Below are 18872 nucleotides of genomic sequence, written 5' to 3' on the forward strand. Positions count from 1 at the left end.
TCAAACAGACTGCTTTTTTATAGTCTCCTCGTTTTTAACCAACCTGTTATGCTTAAACGCTCCCACATAACCGGTAAAACTTCATGTTCCAATACTTGACTCTCAAAGATCACAACACGCCCCTTTAACGGATATACTTTTACTTCATCATGTTCTTTATAGATAACTAATTCCCCACCATATTCCGGTAGCCAGTTCTCATCATTCAGATAACACACTACAGATAACTTGCGACTGTCGTCATTCTGAAATATATCCAAATGTCTTTTATAAAATGTCCCCACCGGATATAATGCATAATGAAATTCACGATCTTGGATTCCCAAAAAGCAGGTTTGATTCAAATAATTTGAAAAATGATCTATTCTTGAAAAAAAGTTTTGCTCAACTTCACTCAGTTTATTCTCTTCTATCCAGGAAATAAAATCGCCCCGAATGGATCGTATCACTTGTTCATTGAATTGATCTCCTATTGCGGATTTCTTAAAATAATCTTCTTCATACTTATCCAAAAGACTATTTCTTAAACTTGTTACAGCTTCTTCAGTAAAAAAATCATCAACAATACTATATTGTTGATTTAAAAGATCTTCAATGATCTTTTCGTACATTGGATTTTCAGTTAACCCATTCATATATGTCAAAAAAAGTGAGCAAATATAGCATGAAAAACAATACAAAATTTACTTCGAATAATTTATTAATTTTGTATCGTAATTTTTTATAAAGAATGAGTAAAATTAGAATCACCAAGCAATTTACATTTGAGACCGGACATGCTTTATACGGATATGACGGAAAGTGTAAAAATGTTCATGGTCACAGCTATAAATTATCAGTAACCGTTATCGGAAAACCTATTCAGGACACTTCTAATGTTAAATACGGAATGGTGATTGATTTTGGCGACCTTAAAAAGATTGTTAAAGAAGATATTGTAGACATCTTTGATCATGCAACTGTTTTCAATCAGAACACACCTCATATAGAATTAGCAAACGAGCTCAAAAAAAGAGGTCATCACGTTATTTTAGTAGACTATCAGCCAACCAGTGAAAATATGGTAATTGATTTTGCCGAAAAGATCAAAAGAAGGCTTCCTGAAGACATCAAATTATTTTCACTTCGCTTGCAGGAAACTGAAACTTCCTTTGCGGAATGGTTTGCTTCTGATAATTAAAAATTTAGATGTATAAAAAAAGTCCCGCAATGCGGGACTTTTTAATTATAAGAGAAATGTCTTATTTTTTCACAATCATGAATTCAGAACGTCTGTTTTGAGCATATTCCTCATCCGTACATTTTTTACATTCAATTTTTGGCTCTGATTCACCAAATCCTTGACCTGAAATTCTATCTTTAGCAATTCCTTTTGAAATTACATATTGTACAGTAGCTTTAGCTCTTCTGTCAGACAAGTTCATATTGTATCGATCACTACCTCTGCTATCCGTATGTGATTTTACAAAGATAACCATATCCGGATGCTCATTCATTACTTCAACTAACTTATCCAACTCTTCAGCTCCTTGCGCAGTAATATTGCTCTTATTGAACTCAAAGAAGATTGGTTGTAAAATAACTTCTGTTTCAGTAATAATCGGTTTAACCGGCTCTAATAATATTTCAACTATCTGATCACCACCTTCAGATGGGTTTAACGTAGTTACAGCAGGCTCAAATCCTGACTTACTTGCCTGGAATGAATACGACTTATCACAAAGTAAATTGAAAGCTGTTTTTCCATTCATAGCTGTTGATTTTGTTGCAACAGTAGCATTTTTGTCATCCAAAGCAATAACATTTACACCTTCGATAACTTCTCCTGTTTTTGCATTTTTAGCTATTACTAATCCGTTAACTCCACAAATCGGTGTTGCAATATAAATATTATCTACTCCTGCTCTATTACTAGAAAATAAAGCTACTTTTTTGTCTTTGTTATAAGCAAATGAAAAATCATCTTTTTCTCCATTTACAGGAGCACCTAAATTAACGGCTTTATCATTCTTGTTTAAATCAACCTTGTAAACATCCAGACCTCCGAAACCTTGTTTTCCGTCAGAAGCGAAATATAAAACATTATCATCAGCAATGAAAGGGAAACTCTCATTTGCTTCTGTATTTACAAGCGAACCTAAATTAACCGGTTCACCGTATTCATCACCGTTAACAGAAACTTTCCAAATATCTTCTCCGCCTATACCTCCCGGCATATCGGAAGAAAAGTATAAAGTTTTTCCGTCTTTACTTATACTTGGGTTTCTAACAGAATAAGTAGTATCATTAAAAGGAAGCAATTTCTTATTTCCCCATGTATCTCCCTCTTTAGTTGCTTTGTATAAGTAAATCTTACCTTTTTTCAATGTTTGGTAGCTAGCTTTTTCTTTTTCAAACTGACCTTCATTGAAACTCTCACTGGCAAAATAAATAGTATTACCATCATTTGTAATTGCCAACGGTCCGTCGTGCCATTTCGTATTTACACCATCTAATTCAGTTGCTTCACTTATTGTTCCGTTTGAATTATAAGTCGCTTTATAAATATCCAAATAAGGCTCATCATTCCAGCCGTGAGTTTTTCTAGCTGTATTTCTGGCGCTGGTAAAATAAATGGTGTTATCAGCAGTCAAAACAGCTCCGAAATCAGATTTATCACTACTGATATCTGATGGTTCAATCTCAAACAATTTAGCCTGTTCCTTTAGTGCTATTAAATAATTCGGATTTCCCTTATAGGCAATAGCTCTTTGGTCTTTTGGCGCTAAAGAAGCAAATTTATCCATTTGCTTATCCGCTTCTGCATATTTACCTTCTGCCTTCAACATTTGAGCATATTTAAAATATGTTTCTGCATCCTGAGGTTCTTCAACCACTTTAGCATACCACTTTACTGCCTCTTTGGAGTTGAAAACATTATAATAACATTCTGCTAATTGTTTATTGATGTAAGAATCCCGTTTCCTTTATCCGCAAGTTTCAGGTATTCATTAGCAGCTTCGGTATATTCATATCGATCAAAAAGCTTATCAGCTGCTTTTGTCTCTTTTGTTTGTGCGCTTAACATCTCACAAGCGATCACAAAACTAAGTGTAATAAAAATTTTCTTCATGTCGTTATCGCTTTTAGGTTAGAAAAATCTTGGTGAACTTGAAACTTTCTTAGGGAAGTTCAAATCAAACAATAATATAATCTCATGAGATGAAGGCGTTGTTACTTTCAAATCAGAAATAATATGGTCATATGCATAACCAATTTTTAAATTTTGAGTAATTGCATAACTGGCCATCGCTCCGAAACTGTCATCTAATCGGTAAGTTCCACCAATTTCAAACTTCTGATTAAACAAAAAGTTAGCTGATAGATCTAATGAAGGAGAAACATTAAATGCTGACTTCAACATGAAAAACGGTTTGAATTTTACCGTTTGAGAAAGATCAAATACATATCCCCCCGTTAAGAAATAGTGAGACGTTTCAGAACCGAACTGGTATTGATCACCATTCACAGATAAATCCAAATGTTTTGATTTTAACATATTAGGAACTGAGAAACCAACATAGTATTTATTGGTATAGTAAAAAAGTCCCGAACCGATATTAAAATAGGTATTACTCACATTCTCTTGGAAAGCAGGGTCATTCGCATCTGGAACATGACCATTTCCGATATCAGAATATAGCCCGACTTTATGCAAAGTTAAACCAGTTTTGATCCCAAAAGCTAATTTATGCTCTCCGCCTAAGTTTAATGTATATGAGAAATCTCCGTAAATATTATTTTCTTCAACCGGACCTATCTTATCTGAAATAACCGAAAGTCCTAAACCTACATTCTTACCAACGGGACTATGTCCAAAAAAAGTAGCTGTAGTCGGAGCGTCCTCAATATCTACCCACTGCTTTCTATACAATAATCCTAAGGCTAAATTCTCCTTAGAACCGGCATAGGCAGGATTCATTACACTCATGTTATACATGTATTGAGTATAGTGGGGGTCTTGCTGAGCTAGCATCTCATTTGAGATTCCCAGCAACGTAATTATAACTAATAAAAGTTTTTTCATTATTAAATGCTTTTTTAAGGTAGCTTCCTCTTTTTTTAAAGAGGAAGCTTACTCTACTAATTTTACTCTTCTCTATTGATATAAACCCAACCGGTTCTTGTCGGCATGTCATTGAACTCAACCACATAATAGTAAGTAGCAGAAGGTAAATCATTACCATTATCTGATTGTCCATGCCACTCATCTGTATAACCCGATTTAGAATAAACTTTCAATCCGTAACGGTTAAAGATTTCTACTTTAGTTACATTGAAAGATGTTAAATCCCATTCATCATTTAAGCCATCACCATTAGGAGAGATTCCTTTCGGAATTTCACAAGCAATAACATCAACTACAAAAGTACCTTGAGCATAACAAACATCATCCGGAGTAAAGGTATAAGTATAAGTTCCTATACTTGTAGCTATTTCAGACGGATTCCATGTCCCTGTTAAAGAATATCCTTCGTAAGATTCTACTGGGAATTCTAAAGCAGCGTTAGCACAAATCTCAACACTTTCAAAAGACACATTTAATTTATCGCTAATTGTAACGTCTAATGTTCCTTGAGCAGCACATTGACCTCCATCCGGAGTAAAGTCATATGTAAATGTTCCCGCTACAGATGTATCAATATTCGTTACTGCTGTTCCACCGTAAGTCCACTGACCTGTATAACCTTCTAATGAAGTAGCAGGTAGCGCTATATTAGCTGCATTTACATCATCCAAACATAATGTTACAGGGTTAAATGTTGCAGGAGCTGCATCTGTTATAGTAACTGCTAAAGTACCGGCTGTTGCACATTGACCAGCATCCGGAGTAAAGTCATACGTAAATGTTCCTGCTACTGATGTATCAATATCTGTTACAGCTGTTCCACCATAAGTCCACTGACCTGTATAACCTTCTAATGAAGTAGTCGGTAGTGCTATATTGTTAATATCGCCTAAACACAATGTTACCGGATCAAATGTTGCTTGAACAGCCGCCGGAGCCGGATCTATTGTAACGCTTAAACTAGCTGAATAACATCCAACCGCCGTATCATAAGCTGTCACTGTATATGTGCCAGGAGTCACATTAGTAAATGTTGGCAACTGTGATAAATCATTCGGATCAGGAACAGTTATCGTTGTAGAGTTCGTGCCATCACTTAAGATATATTCATAACTTGCTACAAATAAAGTATAGATACCAACATCTGAATAGTCGTCTGTAGCATAAGATGTCCAGTCTGTAACCGTCCAATCAGCCGGATCCCAGATCGGTGAAGGAAGGGTTGTTCCTAAAGTATTTCTCTTATAGTTATATCCTACCTGATTTCCTGGTGTAAAATATGTTAATTGTCCCCAAACATCAATTACAACATCATTTAAATCTGTTAACAGTACCATATCATTGTTATTGATATCACCCGTACATCCTGTAAATTCAAAATCATAAGCAACACCGGCAATCGGAGTAGCCGTACCATATTTCACAACTATTAGATCATCATTTGCTAACATTCCGCTTAATGTTATCTCACAATCCACATTAGCATCCACTTTAACTTTATAGTTACTTAAATCTACAGGTGCCCCTGTTCCGTTATAAATTTCAATATAATTTAATTTCACCTGTGACGATCCGTTGTTAGATGCATCAGTCACTTCAGAAATAAATAAGTTTCCTGGATAATTCAATTGAGAAATTAATGGTTCTGCTATAGTAATTGTTCCTTCTTGAACATCACATGTCGGCTGAACTACTTCATCTAATGTAACATCAGGCACAGAAACTATTGCAACTGTTGCAACTTGTCCTGCGATTGTATTTGTACAGTTAGTCGTTGGATTTGTTACATCTAACAACACAACTTCTAAATTAGTTGTTGAAGTTATGTTAAGAACATAATTTCCTGTAGCATCCAGAGTCAACATTTGTGTTGCTCCACCGTTTACTGAATAATTAACTTCAGCATCTGCCGTACCGGTTATATTAAATATCGCATCAGTTCCCAAACATGTGTAAGGAGAAGCAGCCGATATACTAGCAGTCGGTAATGGATTAACCGTTACAGAAGAAGTATCAAAAACTGTTACATCACATACTGTATTGAAAATATTGGTTAATGCTAAATCTACCGTACCAACAGCAGGAGCAGGAATAGTAATTGTTGTTATTCCGGTGTTATCAACTCCTATAGTCTGTGGCGCTCCGCCATTAATTGTATATCTTATATTAAAGTTAGGTGTTGCTACTACAGTGAACACTGCGTCTTCACCATAACAAATCGGATCATTTGATGTCACTTGTGTTACTACAGGTGCAAAATTTGTAATAACAATAGGTGTCGGATCAGAAATAGTACATCCGTTAATAACGAAACTGAAATCTGAATATGTACCGGCATCTAATCCTGTAATAATAATATCCCCGTTAGATGTAGCTGTATAATTAACAGGACCTACAACTGTTGTATCATCCTGATAAGTTACTGCATAAACATCCCCAGGATTAAATCCTGCAATAGTGATTACAGCATTTGAACTATTACATTCCTCATTTTGTTGTGTAAAACTAGGTGTATTTTGAATTGAGAACGAAGCAACGAAATTATTACCTGCATTATCAACTAAAATAGTATCATCACATTGAGTAGGGTCATTGTTATCCCCTACTAAATCATAATAAACTTCTAAATAATAGTCTCCCGGTGCATTAGTTGTTAGATCAATCGCTTGAGAAAGCTCAGCCCAAATCTGATCTCCCGGATTACAAACGGCTCCTGAAGTAAAAGTATTTCCGGCACCACAATCTTCTACATAAGCAAACGGAATAGTTGTAAAAGTTCCAGGCGTAGCAGAAGCTTCATATACACGGTAATACATATTACCACCACAAACATTTGATGTAGCTGTTTTGAATGACTTTAATGCTCCACCTTTTAATACTAAGTTACCTGAATTCTGAACATAAGTACCTAAGTCATTGTTAGAGAACGTATTCAAAGTTCCTCCGTCAAATGAATCTGAACCGGTGGTATTAAAATATTCTCCCGGATCAGTAGTCTCACAATTATCTAAATAAACAGCTGTTGAATAAGCATTAAATGTACATGTTGCTAAAACTTGTACTTGCATCGTAAACGGATCAGCACACTGGAAACTTGCATCCGGAGTAAATATATAGTCGTAGATACCAGCCGTAGTTGCATCTATTTCTGTAACAGCCGTTCCTCCTTGTGTCCATGTACCTGTAATACCATTTGAGTCTGATGTCGGTAACGTTACATTAGGAGATCCTTGACAGATAGGTCCCGGATTTGAGAACGACGGATCTGTATCATCTAAAACTGTAATTACGACAAAGTCAGAAGTAGCACAAATTGTATTAGTATCGTCTGTTTCTGTTGTAATTGTATATACACCAGGAGCTGTAGGAGTAAACACTACAATATTTCCTGTTGTTGTATCAAGCTCAGGAGCAGGTGACCAATCTGTTGACCAGTTAAACACACCATTTCCTCCGGTTGCATTTAATGTGATAGATTCACCCATACATATTGTAGTATCATCTTCTACAATATTAACATTTGTTGCTGTTGAACCACCTGAACCAGCAGCTACAGATACAGAATAGTCACATATTGCACCGGCAAAACCGTCAATCATTAAATAATAAGTCACGCCAGGTGTTAAACCAGTTATATTCAAAGTATTAACCCCTGGATTCATAGAAAAGAAACACTCAATTTCGGTAACAGGTCCACTTCCACATTGAGTAGCAGTAAAGACCATAAACTGAATACCACTACCGTTTGTACAGTTTCCTACGTTTACATCTAATGTAATTGAAGTAGACGTAGCTTGGAAAGTCAAAAATGAGTTATTTTCAATTGACCCACAAAATGCACTTGACAATTCAGGCCAAGTATTAACTGTATACGTTCCCGAAGTATTACCACAATAACCATCTAAAGTACATACCGGAACTGCAGTAACACACTCATTCCCTGCAGGATCTGAGCCATTACATCCCGGGAAAAGCGTATTAAACGCTAACGGCCCTGTCCAATAACTTACTCCGTCTGTTGCTCCACAATCTGCTAACACATAATATTCGTAAGAAGTATTTGGATCTAAATTCTGAACCGTATAAGTTGTAGAAGTAACAGGAATAGTCGTTGATGAACTGGTTGGATATCCTGAACCTACCGGTTGCACCACAATTTGCCAACTGCTAATTGCAGGAGTATTATTATCTGTCCATGACAATGTTGCTGAGTCAGATGTAATATTTGTAGCTGATAAATCCGTTGGTTGCGCACACGCTGGTGGCGGACCACAGATAACTGTTGCATCCCAACCAGAATACACTACACTACTATCAGATGTAAAGTGAAATGTCAAACAACCTGAAGCTGCCGTTGAAACAAGAATCGGCGGAATGTTTGTTCCTACATAATCCCCTAATAAAGGAGCTGAAGTATTATCCCCATCATAAACTAATAGGTGATCACAACAAGATTCTGTTTGAAAAGAGTTAAATATAACCGTAACTATATCTCCCGGATTATCAGGACAAATAGTCGTTATTACATTCTCATTATTTGAATAATTCCCTCCGGTTCCTCCTGAATCAGTAAATGAATCTCCTCCACAATAATCCTTAGTTGTCGCAAAGTTTTGAGGTCCTGACCAAAAACTCGGATCAGGAGTTGTTGTTGCATCACAGATTGCATTGATATAAACTTCATATTCTGTATCTGAATTCAATCCTGAGAAATTGTAAGAAGTACTATTTACAGTTGCTGTTATCGTTGTAGTTGCATCCGGATAACCTGTACCTGCCGGTTGAATAACAATATTCCATTCTGATGCATTGCCGGAAGTGTTATCCGTCCATGTAATTAACCCTGAATCAGCGTTAACACCTGATACTGTAATATTTGTCGGTTGAGGACAAGTAGGCGGTGTACATGCCGCTACACTTTGAAACAAAATAGAGTTCTGAAGATTAGTCCCAGGAGCATGAGTAAACTCAGTAGTTCCTGTAGAAGGGTTTTGAATTTCAATACCCACCTGAGTTGGACTTGTCCCACCACTATTCCAGAAAAGCTGATAAGGCTGCCCTTGACATAATGGGACTCCAACTGTAACCGGTCCACCACCAGAAGTAAATGTAGAACCTATCGTTGCTACATCAACACCATTTTGAGAAATGGTCATAGTATTTCCTTGCCAACCATTCCCTCCTGAATCAGTCATAATAAAATTAAACACACACTGATTCGCTATCGGACATAATGCCGTTGTAAAAGTATATGGATCAGTCGTCCAATCACTATAATTTTCTCCCCCACAGTCTGCTCTTACATAATAATCATAAGTTGTTCCTGCTACGAGACCCGTTAGTAGATAATTATTACCGGTAATATTTGTAATAACCGTACCTGTACCCGGAGCAAATCCGGTAATACCGTATTCTATTTCATAAATAGGAGCTCCTGAAGTCCAGCTAAGGTCTGCAGAAGTATCAGAAATGGAACCCGCGGTTAAAGCGGTTACCGGATCACATTTAGAATCAACATAAACATTATCCACCAACCATCTATCTCCGTTGTCCGTCTCCATAACGAAAGCGATGTAGACATTTTGACCTATATAAGCTGCTAGGTCAACTACTTTCTGTTCGTAAACGCTAAAGTTAGCCACCAAATCACTTTCTGTCCATGTCTGAACAATCGTAAAATCAGTAGCTGTTGTTTGGGTCGCAGTAGAGACCCTGATAGTATAAATACTACCATAGTTAGCGGCTTGGGTTTTTCTTGTAAAGAAACGCAATTGCCCGTCTGCCGGCACTGCTACCTGCGGAGTTACCAACCAGTCTAATGCAGTTGTCCCGTCTGTAACATTCTCTTTGTTAAGAAAAGCAGCTCTTGACCCGGCATACACAGCAGATGTTGTCGGCTGCCAAGTTTGAGCCAATCCAATTCCATTGTCAAAAATCTTCCAAGTACCTGATCCTAAACTCCAGTCTCCTGCAGCAGGCGTACTTGTTCCTTCAAATCCTTCAAACAAGACCTGACCTGAAGAAAACAAGAAACTTAATGACATGAAAAAAAGTAAAAGTTTTTTCATTATGTTAATTTTTTGTTATGGTTTGATTAATTTGCCAAATTTAACAATTTAAAACAACTAATAAATATTCTTTCTAAAAATTAACATTTACCTAAAATTTTGTTATATAACCAATTTATTATTTAGTTATTTTTGCAAAGTCTCTAATAAAAATCAATAAAAGTTGAATAAAAATAAAAAAGTATTTTTCGCTTCTGACCAGCACTTCGGAGCCCCTACACCTGAGAGAAGTTTTCCACGCGAACAAAAATTTGTAAAATGGTTGGATGAAGTAAAAGAAGAAGCCGAAGCTATTTTCCTTTTAGGCGACTTATTTGATTTTTGGTTTGAATACAAAACAGTTGTTCCTAAAGGCTTTATAAGAGTATTAGGTAAACTGGCTGAGATCCGGGATTCCGGAATACCTATTTATTTCTTTGTAGGCAATCACGACCTTTGGATGTTTGATTACTTTGAAAAAGAGCTCAATATTCCCGTATACCACGACAATCAAGAATTTACTTTTAACGGTAAAACGTTTTTAATCGGTCATGGTGACGGAAAGGGCCCTGGTGATCTTGGTTACAAACGCATGAAAAAAGTTTTTACCAACCCTTTCTCAAAATGGCTGTTTCGTTGGTTACACCCTGATTTGGGAGTACGATTAGCACAATATCTTTCTGTGAAGAACAAATTGATATCCGGAGAAGAAGACGTAAAGTTCTTAGGAGAAGAAAACGAATGGTTAGTTCAATATACTAAGAGAAAATTAGAAACCAAACATTACGATTATTTTGTTTTTGGTCACCGCCACCTACCATTAGTGATTAATGTTGGCAAAAACTCACAATATATCAATTTAGGAGACTGGATCAGTTATTTTACCTATGGCGTTTTTGACGGCGAAAAGTTTGAACTGAAAAAATATTAGAGATTTTCCATATCCTTCTCTATATCTAACTCTCTGAATTTGGGTGAAACAACTGCCGTACCTGTAACAACCACTAAAGTCATAATTCCGCCGAAAACAACAGCATTCACAACTCCTCCCATTAATTTTGAAGTAAACCCACTTTCAAAAGCGCCTAATTCATTAGATGATCCGACAAAAATAGAGTTCACAGACGAAACCCTGCCGCGCATGTGATCCGGAGTATATATCTGCAGGATTGTTTGACGAATAACCACTGAAATTCCGTCTGTCACTCCGCTTAAAAACAAGGCAAAAACCGACAGCCAAAAATTAGTTGACAATCCGAAAACAATAATACAGATCCCGAAACCAAAAACAGCCGTCAATAATTTTTTTCCTGCTTGTCGGTGTAACGGTAAAGATGTGGCGATCAACATAGTCAGCAAACTTCCCACTGCAGGTGCTGCTCTTAAAATTCCGAACCCTTGCGAACCTACCTTTAATATATCTTGTGCAAAAACCGGAAGTAGTGCTACAGCACCGCCAAACAAAACAGCAAACATGTCGAGTGCCATAGCGTTAAGAACTGTTTTGTGCGTGAACACAAAATCCAATCCTTCTTTTAAACTTTTCAACATCGGTTCGCCCAGTTTCTGATTCAAAATAGGCTTTCTTTCCACCTGAAACAAAGCTCCGATTGCTATTAAAATACTAAATACTACAAAAACCAATGACCAAAAAACCCCGATCCAACCAATAGCAAAACCTGCAATTGCAGGACCAAAAACTGCTGATATTTGCCACGTTGAACTACTCCAGGTCGCTGCATTCGGATATTCTTTCTTAGGAACTATCAAACCTAGTAAACTAAAAACAGACGGAATAATAAAAGCTCTTACAATTCCTCCTAAAAACACTAACCCGTAAATGGTCCACAATACTATTTTTTCATCCAGATGTTCTGTAAATTCAGAATACACTAATAAACACAACATAGAACTAATAGATACCAAAGCCGCCAAACATTTCAATAACAAGCCTCGTTTTTCATTTTGATCTACTATATGTCCTGCAAACAAAGCCATACTCACAGCCGGAATCACCTCCATTAAACCGATCAATCCTAATGAAAAAGGATCTTTAGTTATACTGTAAACTTCCCATTCCACTAAAACAAATTGCATAGACCAAGCCAAAACCAAGGCTAAACGCATTAAAATAAACCAACGGAATTCTTTTATCCGCAAGGATGAAAACGGATCTTTTTTAGGCTTCATTCTGTATATCTCTTATTTGTAATTGAATGGAAACGACATCTTTCCATTCGTTTTCTTCTATAGAAAAAACTATGTCAAATGATTTTCTATTGCTTACATTATCTAATTTATTCCCCAAACCGAAACCCACTGCCCCAAAGCCTGTAGAATCTCCCTGTTTCAGATATAATTTCAAATGCTCATGTTCAGCTCCGATAGTTTTTGCATAACCTGAATCTATAACATTGTATGCTACAAAAACCGGTGTCATATTCTGCGGTCCGAAAGGTTCAAATTGTTTTAAAATCCGAACAAGTTTAGGCGTTATTTCATTTAATTCTATTTCAGCATCAATTGAAACCTCAGGTGTCAAAATCTCAGGCTGAATTGTAGCTTTAACTTCTTTTTCAAAAGCTTCCTTAAACTTTTTATAATTCTCTTCTAAAAGCGTCATTCCGGCAGCATACATGTGCCCGCCGAATTGTTCCAGATATTCAGAACAAGCCTCCAGCGCATTATATACATCAAACCCCTGCACGGAACGTGCAGATGCCGCTAATTTAGTTCCACTCTTTGTAAAAACTATAGTCGGACGATAATAATTCTCCACCAATCTCGAGGCTACTATTCCTATTACACCTTTATGCCAATCTTCCTGATACACTACCGTACTGAAATTTTCGCCCTCCTCATTTTTTTCGATCTGAAGCAAAGCTTCCTGCGTAATTTGTTTGTCCAGATCTTTTCTATCAGCATTGAACAACTCAATTTCAGAAGCGAACTCAACGGCTTGCTCCAAATTAAACTCTGTTAGTAATCGAACAGCATAATCTCCGTGTTTAATTCGTCCTGCTGCATTAATTCGTGGCGCTATGTAAAACACCACATCAGAAATGGTTAATTGCTTTTTCTTCAGATTTTGAATCAAAGCCTTGATCCCGGGTCTCGGATCCCTATTAATAACTTCCAAACCAAATTTAGCCAGAACTCTGTTTTCTCCGGTTATCGGAACGATATCGGCCGCAATGGCTGTTGCTACTAAATCCAGATATGAAACTAAATCATCTATTGTTTGATCTCGATTTATTCCTAAGGCCTGAATCAATTTAAACCCAACTCCGCAACCACACAATTCATCATAAGGATACGAACAATCTTTTCGTTTCGGATCCAAAACCGCAATGGCTTCCGGTAAAATTTCTCCCGGACGGTGGTGATCGCAGATTACAAAATCAATCCCTTTGTCTTTTGCATATTGTACATGCTCAACAGACTTGATCCCACAATCTAATGCAATAATTAAGGAGAAATCATTATCATCAGCAAAGTCAATTCCCTGAAAAGAGACACCGTAACCTTCAGTATATCGATCGGGAATATAAGTTGCAATATTAGGTGTAATCGTTTTTAAATAAGAAGAAACCAGAGAAACAGCAGTAGTACCATCGACATCATAATCTCCGAAAACTAAAATATTTTCTCCGTTTACAATAGCACTTTCAATCCGATTCACCGCTTTATCCATATCCTTCATCAAGTACGGATCGTGCAAATCTTCTAAAGTCGGGCGGAAAAATTCTTTGGCTTGCTCAAAGGTTTCAATTCCCCTTTGAACCAATAAAGTGGCAATAATTTCATCTACTTGCAACGCTTGTTGTAAGGCTTGTACTTTTTCTTTTTGTGGCTTTGATTTAAAATTCCAACGCATATTAAATTACATTTTAATGATTTGAATAATTGATTTTGGCATGTACGAAATACAAATGTAAACAGAAATGTCGAATTAAAATTATTGTTTTTAGCGTTGGTCTTATTTTTTATTTAATTTTGAAAAAGATCTGTTTAAAACCCATTAAAATGCAAATTCAAGGACAAATCGTTGACATTTTCAATAAGAGAATCTTTCCCGGAGAAATCACCGTAGAAAACGGAAAAATTAAATCCGTCATAGAAAAAGAACACAATGTGAAACATTACATCATGCCCGGATTTATTGATGCACACATTCATATTGAAAGCTCTATGTTAGTTCCGTCAGAATTTGCTAAAATTGCCGTTTTACACGGAACTGTAGGCACTATTTCCGATCCGCATGAAATCGCTAATGTTTTAGGCGCTGAAGGTGTTTTTTTCATGATCGAGAACAGTAAAAAAGTTCCGCTGAAATTTCATTTCGGAGCTCCGTCGTGTGTACCGGCTACTTCTTTTGAAACCGCTGGTGCTGTAATTGATTCAGAAGGCATTAAAGAACTTTTAGCCTCTCCCGACATTCATTATTTAGCTGAAATGATGAATTACCCCGGAGTACTTCATGAAGACGAAGAAGTTATGAAAAAGATTGCTTGGGCAAAGCATTTCGACAAACCTGTTGACGGTCACGCACCCGGTTTACGAGGTGATGCTGTAAAAAAATATATTTCAGCAGGAATAACTACCGATCACGAATGTTTTACGTATGACGAAGCTGCCGAAAAATTATCCTTAGGCATGAAAGTCATCATTCGCGAAGGAAGTGCCGCTAAAAACTTTGAAGCATTAATCGATTTGCTTCCTGAACATTATGAAAATATGATGTTTTGTTCGGACGACAAACACCCTGACGATTTAATTGTAAGTCATATTAATGCTCTTTGTGCCAGAGCTGTTACCAAAGGAATAGACCTTTTTAAAATATTACAAGTCGCTTGTATCAATCCGGTGAAGCATTACAACATGAACGTAGGATTATTACAAGAAAATGATCCGGCAGATTTTATTGTCGTAAAAGATTTGGCTCAATTTGAAGTACTTCAAACCTATTTAAACGGTAAACTAATCGCTGAAAATGGCAAATCGTTTATTCCGGAAATTTCTTTTGAAACACCAAATAATTTCAACACTTCTCTTAAAAATATAAGTGATTTTGAAGTATTGAGTCCAGCAAATAAAATCAGAGTTATTGAAGCTTTAGAAGGACAATTGATTACCAATGAAATCCATCATACTTCTCTAACACAAGATGGGAATTTGATTTCCAACACTACTGATGATATTTTAAAGATGACGGTTGTTAACCGTTATCAGGACGCAAGACCGGCTATCGCTTTTATTAAGAATTTCGGGCTAAAAGAAGGCGCCATTGCAAGTTCGGTAGCACACGATTGCCACAATATTGTAGCAGTAGGAACTTCTGACGAAGAAATTTGTAAAGCGGTTAATCTATTAATTGAAAACAAAGGTGGTGTTTGCGCTGTAAATGGTTCGGAACAGAAAGTTTTACCTTTACCTGTTGCCGGAATTATCAGTGATAAAGATGGTTGGGAAACCGGAAAATTATATCAGGAAATTGACCAAATGGCAAAAACATTGGGAAGCTCGTTAAAAGCGCCATTTATGACGCTTTCGTTTATGGCTTTATTGGTCATTCCTGATTTAAAACTTTCTGATAAAGGATTGTTTAGCGGTAATACATTCTCTTTTGTGGATTTGGAAGTGGAGTAAATTAATGCCAGACCTGTCATTTCGAACGTAGTGAGAAACATAAGTTCAGCGTAGCTAAATCACATAACGAAATCAATATTAAATCATCATTTTGAATAAGCTTCAACTTTGATTATGTGATTTCTCCCTTTGGTCAAAATGACAACTTGGTTTATTGATGATGAAACAAAACCTTAATTTCCATTTTAGCAAATTGACGGAACATTTCCATAACACCACAGTATTTTTCAACCGATAAATCGACTGCACGCTGTAATTTAGCTTCGTTTAAATTGCTGCCATAAAAATGATATTCTACGGTCACAGCATCATATACTTTCGGGTGTTCTTCTGTTAAACTGGCAACGGTTTCAATTTTGAAATCGTCAACTTCTAACTTCATTTTTTCCATTAAAGAAGCGACATCTAAACCTGAGCATCCTGCCAAAGCAGAAAGCATCAAAGCTTTCGGTCGTAATCCTTCTTCGCCTCCGCCGTGTTCCGGTGCGGTATTTATTAATAAAGTTTCTCCACTGGGATTTGTGGATTCAAACTGCATTTTACCCTTCCAAGTTGTAGTTACTGTATGTGTTGCCATGTTTTTTAATTTAGTAAATTTATTCTATTTGGTTGCAAAAAATTCCATAAACCACTACTATTTCTTCCCGCCAACAACCGCTACTATTTCGCCTTTTGCGGGTTTGGCCTCAAAATGTTTTAAGACCTCTTCAGCAGTACCGCGAACGGTTTCTTCGTGTAATTTTGAAATTTCTCTGGAAACCGAAACTGGTCTGTCGGCACCAAAGTATTGTACAAATTCCGCTAATGTTCTGTTCAATTTATGCGGTGAAACATAAAAAATCATAGTTCGGGTTTCTTCAGCTAAGATTAAAAAACGGGTTTGGCGTCCTTTTTTATCGGGTAAAAAACCCTCGAACACAAATTTATCGTTAGGCAAACCACTATTCACTAAAGCCGGCACAAAAGCCGTAGCTCCCGGAAGGCATTCTACCTCAACTCCACTCTCTACACAAGCTCTGGTTAACAAAAAACCCGGATCAGAAATCGCCGGTGTTCCGGCATCGCTGATTAAAGCAATCGTTTCGCCCCCTTGCATGCGCTTTACCAGATTTTCAACGGTTTTGTGTTCGTTATGCATGTGGTGACTTTGCATGGGTGTTGCAATTTCAAAATGCTTTAGAAGTTTTCCACTTGTGCGCGTGTCTTCTGCTAAAATATAGTCTACTTCTCTGAGCACTTTGATAGCTCTGAAGGTCATGTCTTCTAAATTACCTATAGGTGTGGGGACAAGGTATAGTTTTCCCATGTGTTAGCGATTGAACGTTTGTTTGAGCTCCCGCCCTGTGAGGCGGAAAGCGAGTAGTGAAAGTGCACCCTGAAAGGGAACACCCCAAAAATTATAAATATTTCTTTTCTACGAATTCTAAGAAACGAACTTCGTATTCTTCTTTACCTTCCCAATTGTTATAATCGGGTTTTACAAAACTATCAATAAAGCCTCTGGCTTCATCAAAAGAGTCAAATGTGTTTAATTGTGACAATACACGGTTAAAATCATCAGTACTACCATCAAAAAGTTTTTTCTCAAAAGCAATGCGGTCATTCAACCCGATATTGATTCCGCCTTTGTTCAATCGGTCATTCAAGGACATTGCTTTAGGTTCTTCAAAAACGACCTCAGGCACTTCCTCTATTACGATCTCCTGAACGTTGGTTTTGTCAACTCTTAGTTCTGCAACCGGCTCAGGTTGGGACTCTATTTCTGTTTCTTCGATAACTGCAACAGGTTCTTCTTGTTTGTCTTCTGTAGTTAATTGTTCTTGAGATTCATCTGTTTCCGGCGCTGCTTCAAAAGTTAGGTCGGCAACCTGCTCTACTTCCTGCGGAACGTCTTCTACCTTAACAAAATCCAATTCCTTGAAATCCGCTGCAAAAACATCATCAAACAAAGCTACTTGTGGTTCAGATGCTATTTCCGAAACGGTCTCTTCTTCTACAACTTCAACGGCTTCTATTTCTTCTTGTTGTGTTGGCTCTTCCTCCGCCAGCTCTGCTGCCACCTCAGGTTCAAAAGCAGGCTCCTCCTCCACTATTGGTTCTTCTACTTGTTCTTCTTGTGCTACTACATCCGATTGCTCAGCCACAACAGTTTGCTGAGAAATGGTTTCTAACTTTTCCTCTAATACTTCCGGTGCTATTTCCTCTTTTACAATTTCAAAGTTTTCTTCATAAAACCTCAAAATCGTTAACTGTTCATATAATTTTTTGGCCTCTTCCTGTAATTGTTTAGTCTCAGAACGATTTTTTAATTTTAAAACCCTATGAGCTATACTGATTAACTCTCCTTCTAACTTTTTCTTCATAACTTTATGGAATAGAAATTGAAAATATGGATGCTTTTTTAATAAATTTGTTGTGACTACAAATGTAGCAGAATTTAATATTAATTTCCCGAAAGATACAAAATGTTTCTCGAAAATACTGTAAACCAATCTGAACAATTTGGCTGGATCGAAGTGATCTGTGGCTCAATGTTTTCGGGCAAAACCGAAGAATTGATCCGTAGACTGAAACGCGCTCAATTTGCCAAACAAAAAGTAGAAATTTTTAAACCCGCTGTTGATACCCGCTATCATGAAGAGATGGTGGTGTCTCATGATGCAAATGAAATTCGCTCTACTCCGGTTCCGGTTGCTGAGAACATCCGAATTTTAGCTCAAGGGTGTGATGTGGTCGGAATTGACGAAGCGCAATTCTTTGATGATGAGATCGTAGCGGTTTGTAACGACCTTGCTAATCAAGGCATTCGCGTTATTGTAGCCGGACTTGATATGGACTTTAAGGGCAACCCGTTTGGACCTATGCCTTCTTTGATGGCTACAGCCGAATATGTTACTAAAGTACATGCCGTTTGTACTCGAACGGGAAATTTAGCGAATTACAGCTTTAGAAAATCGCAAGACGATAAATTAGTATTACTCGGCGAAACGGAAGAATACGAACCGCTTAGCCGTGCCGCTTTTTTCAGAGCGATGAAGAAAAACAAAGAAAACGACAATAAGTAAACG

Annotated in this window: 14 protein-coding genes; 4 read left to right on the top strand and 10 right to left on the bottom strand. The window is 37.1% G+C overall.

Going from position 1 to position 18872, the window contains the following annotated elements:
- Window positions 1-17: 17 nt before the first annotated feature.
- Complete coding sequence (locus DI487_RS05750) at window positions 18-635, bottom strand: 2OG-Fe(II) oxygenase (protein ID WP_109568781.1); 618 nt, start codon at window positions 633-635, stop codon at window positions 18-20.
- 95 nt (window positions 636-730) lie between these two features.
- On the opposite strand from DI487_RS05750, the gene DI487_RS05755 reads away from it, so the two are divergent.
- Window positions 731-1180 (top strand): 6-pyruvoyl trahydropterin synthase family protein, encoded by a 450-nt coding sequence (locus tag DI487_RS05755; protein ID WP_109568782.1) that lies wholly within the window; start codon window positions 731-733, stop codon window positions 1178-1180.
- 61 nt (window positions 1181-1241) lie between these two features.
- Here the strand turns inward: DI487_RS05755 and DI487_RS05760 are convergent, their stop codons facing one another.
- The 4 genes from DI487_RS05760 to DI487_RS05770 form a co-directional block, all read right to left on the bottom strand.
- Window positions 1242-2876, bottom strand: a complete 1635-nt coding sequence (locus tag DI487_RS05760; RefSeq protein ID WP_245896538.1) for an OmpA family protein — start codon at window positions 2874-2876, stop codon at window positions 1242-1244.
- A 56-nt stretch (window positions 2877-2932) separates the two neighbouring features.
- Window positions 2933-3112 (bottom strand): hypothetical protein, encoded by a 180-nt coding sequence (locus tag DI487_RS16265; protein WP_245896539.1) that lies wholly within the window; start codon window positions 3110-3112, stop codon window positions 2933-2935.
- 18 nt (window positions 3113-3130) lie between these two features.
- A complete protein-coding gene (locus tag DI487_RS05765; RefSeq protein WP_109568783.1) occupies window positions 3131-4066 on the bottom strand; it encodes a PorP/SprF family type IX secretion system membrane protein in 936 nt (311 codons plus the stop codon).
- 62 nt (window positions 4067-4128) lie between these two features.
- On the bottom strand, window positions 4129-10176 hold the full coding sequence (locus DI487_RS05770; RefSeq protein ID WP_109568784.1) for a fibronectin type III domain-containing protein: 6048 nt from the start codon (window positions 10174-10176) through the stop codon (window positions 4129-4131).
- A gap of 163 nt (window positions 10177-10339) precedes the next feature.
- Here DI487_RS05770 and DI487_RS05775 point away from each other — a divergent pair, with 163 nt between their 5' ends.
- Window positions 10340-11086 (top strand): UDP-2,3-diacylglucosamine diphosphatase, encoded by a 747-nt coding sequence (locus tag DI487_RS05775; RefSeq protein WP_109568785.1) that lies wholly within the window; start codon window positions 10340-10342, stop codon window positions 11084-11086.
- Here the strand turns inward: DI487_RS05775 and DI487_RS05780 are convergent.
- Window positions 11083-12345, bottom strand: coding sequence for an MFS transporter (locus tag DI487_RS05780; RefSeq protein ID WP_109568786.1), 1263 nt, complete (start codon window positions 12343-12345; stop codon window positions 11083-11085). The genes DI487_RS05775 and DI487_RS05780 overlap by 4 nt on opposite strands.
- Window positions 12335-14032, bottom strand: a complete 1698-nt coding sequence (recJ, locus tag DI487_RS05785; protein WP_109568787.1) for a single-stranded-DNA-specific exonuclease RecJ — start codon at window positions 14030-14032, stop codon at window positions 12335-12337. Before recJ ends, DI487_RS05780 begins: the two co-directional genes overlap by 11 nt.
- A gap of 149 nt (window positions 14033-14181) precedes the next feature.
- On the opposite strand from recJ, the gene ade reads away from it, so the two are divergent.
- Complete coding sequence (ade, locus tag DI487_RS05790; RefSeq protein ID WP_109568788.1) at window positions 14182-15804, top strand: adenine deaminase; 1623 nt, start codon at window positions 14182-14184, stop codon at window positions 15802-15804.
- A 151-nt stretch (window positions 15805-15955) separates the two neighbouring features.
- On the opposite strand, the gene DI487_RS05795 is transcribed toward ade, so the two are convergent.
- The 3 genes from DI487_RS05795 to DI487_RS05805 form a co-directional block, all read right to left on the bottom strand.
- Window positions 15956-16381 (bottom strand): OsmC family protein, encoded by a 426-nt coding sequence (locus tag DI487_RS05795; protein ID WP_109568789.1) that lies wholly within the window; start codon window positions 16379-16381, stop codon window positions 15956-15958.
- Window positions 16382-16438: 57 nt separating this feature from the next.
- Window positions 16439-17110 (bottom strand): 16S rRNA (cytidine(1402)-2'-O)-methyltransferase, encoded by a 672-nt coding sequence (gene rsmI / locus DI487_RS05800; protein ID WP_109568790.1) that lies wholly within the window; start codon window positions 17108-17110, stop codon window positions 16439-16441.
- A 91-nt stretch (window positions 17111-17201) separates the two neighbouring features.
- Complete coding sequence (locus DI487_RS05805; RefSeq protein ID WP_109568791.1) at window positions 17202-18167, bottom strand: hypothetical protein; 966 nt, start codon at window positions 18165-18167, stop codon at window positions 17202-17204.
- 102 nt (window positions 18168-18269) lie between these two features.
- On the opposite strand from DI487_RS05805, the gene DI487_RS05810 reads away from it, so the two are divergent.
- Window positions 18270-18869 (top strand): thymidine kinase, encoded by a 600-nt coding sequence (locus tag DI487_RS05810; RefSeq protein ID WP_109568792.1) that lies wholly within the window; start codon window positions 18270-18272, stop codon window positions 18867-18869.
- Window positions 18870-18872 lie beyond the last annotated feature (3 nt).

This window comes from Flavobacterium sediminis, from assembly GCF_003148385.1.
GTDB lineage: Bacteria > Bacteroidota > Bacteroidia > Flavobacteriales > Flavobacteriaceae > Flavobacterium > Flavobacterium sediminis.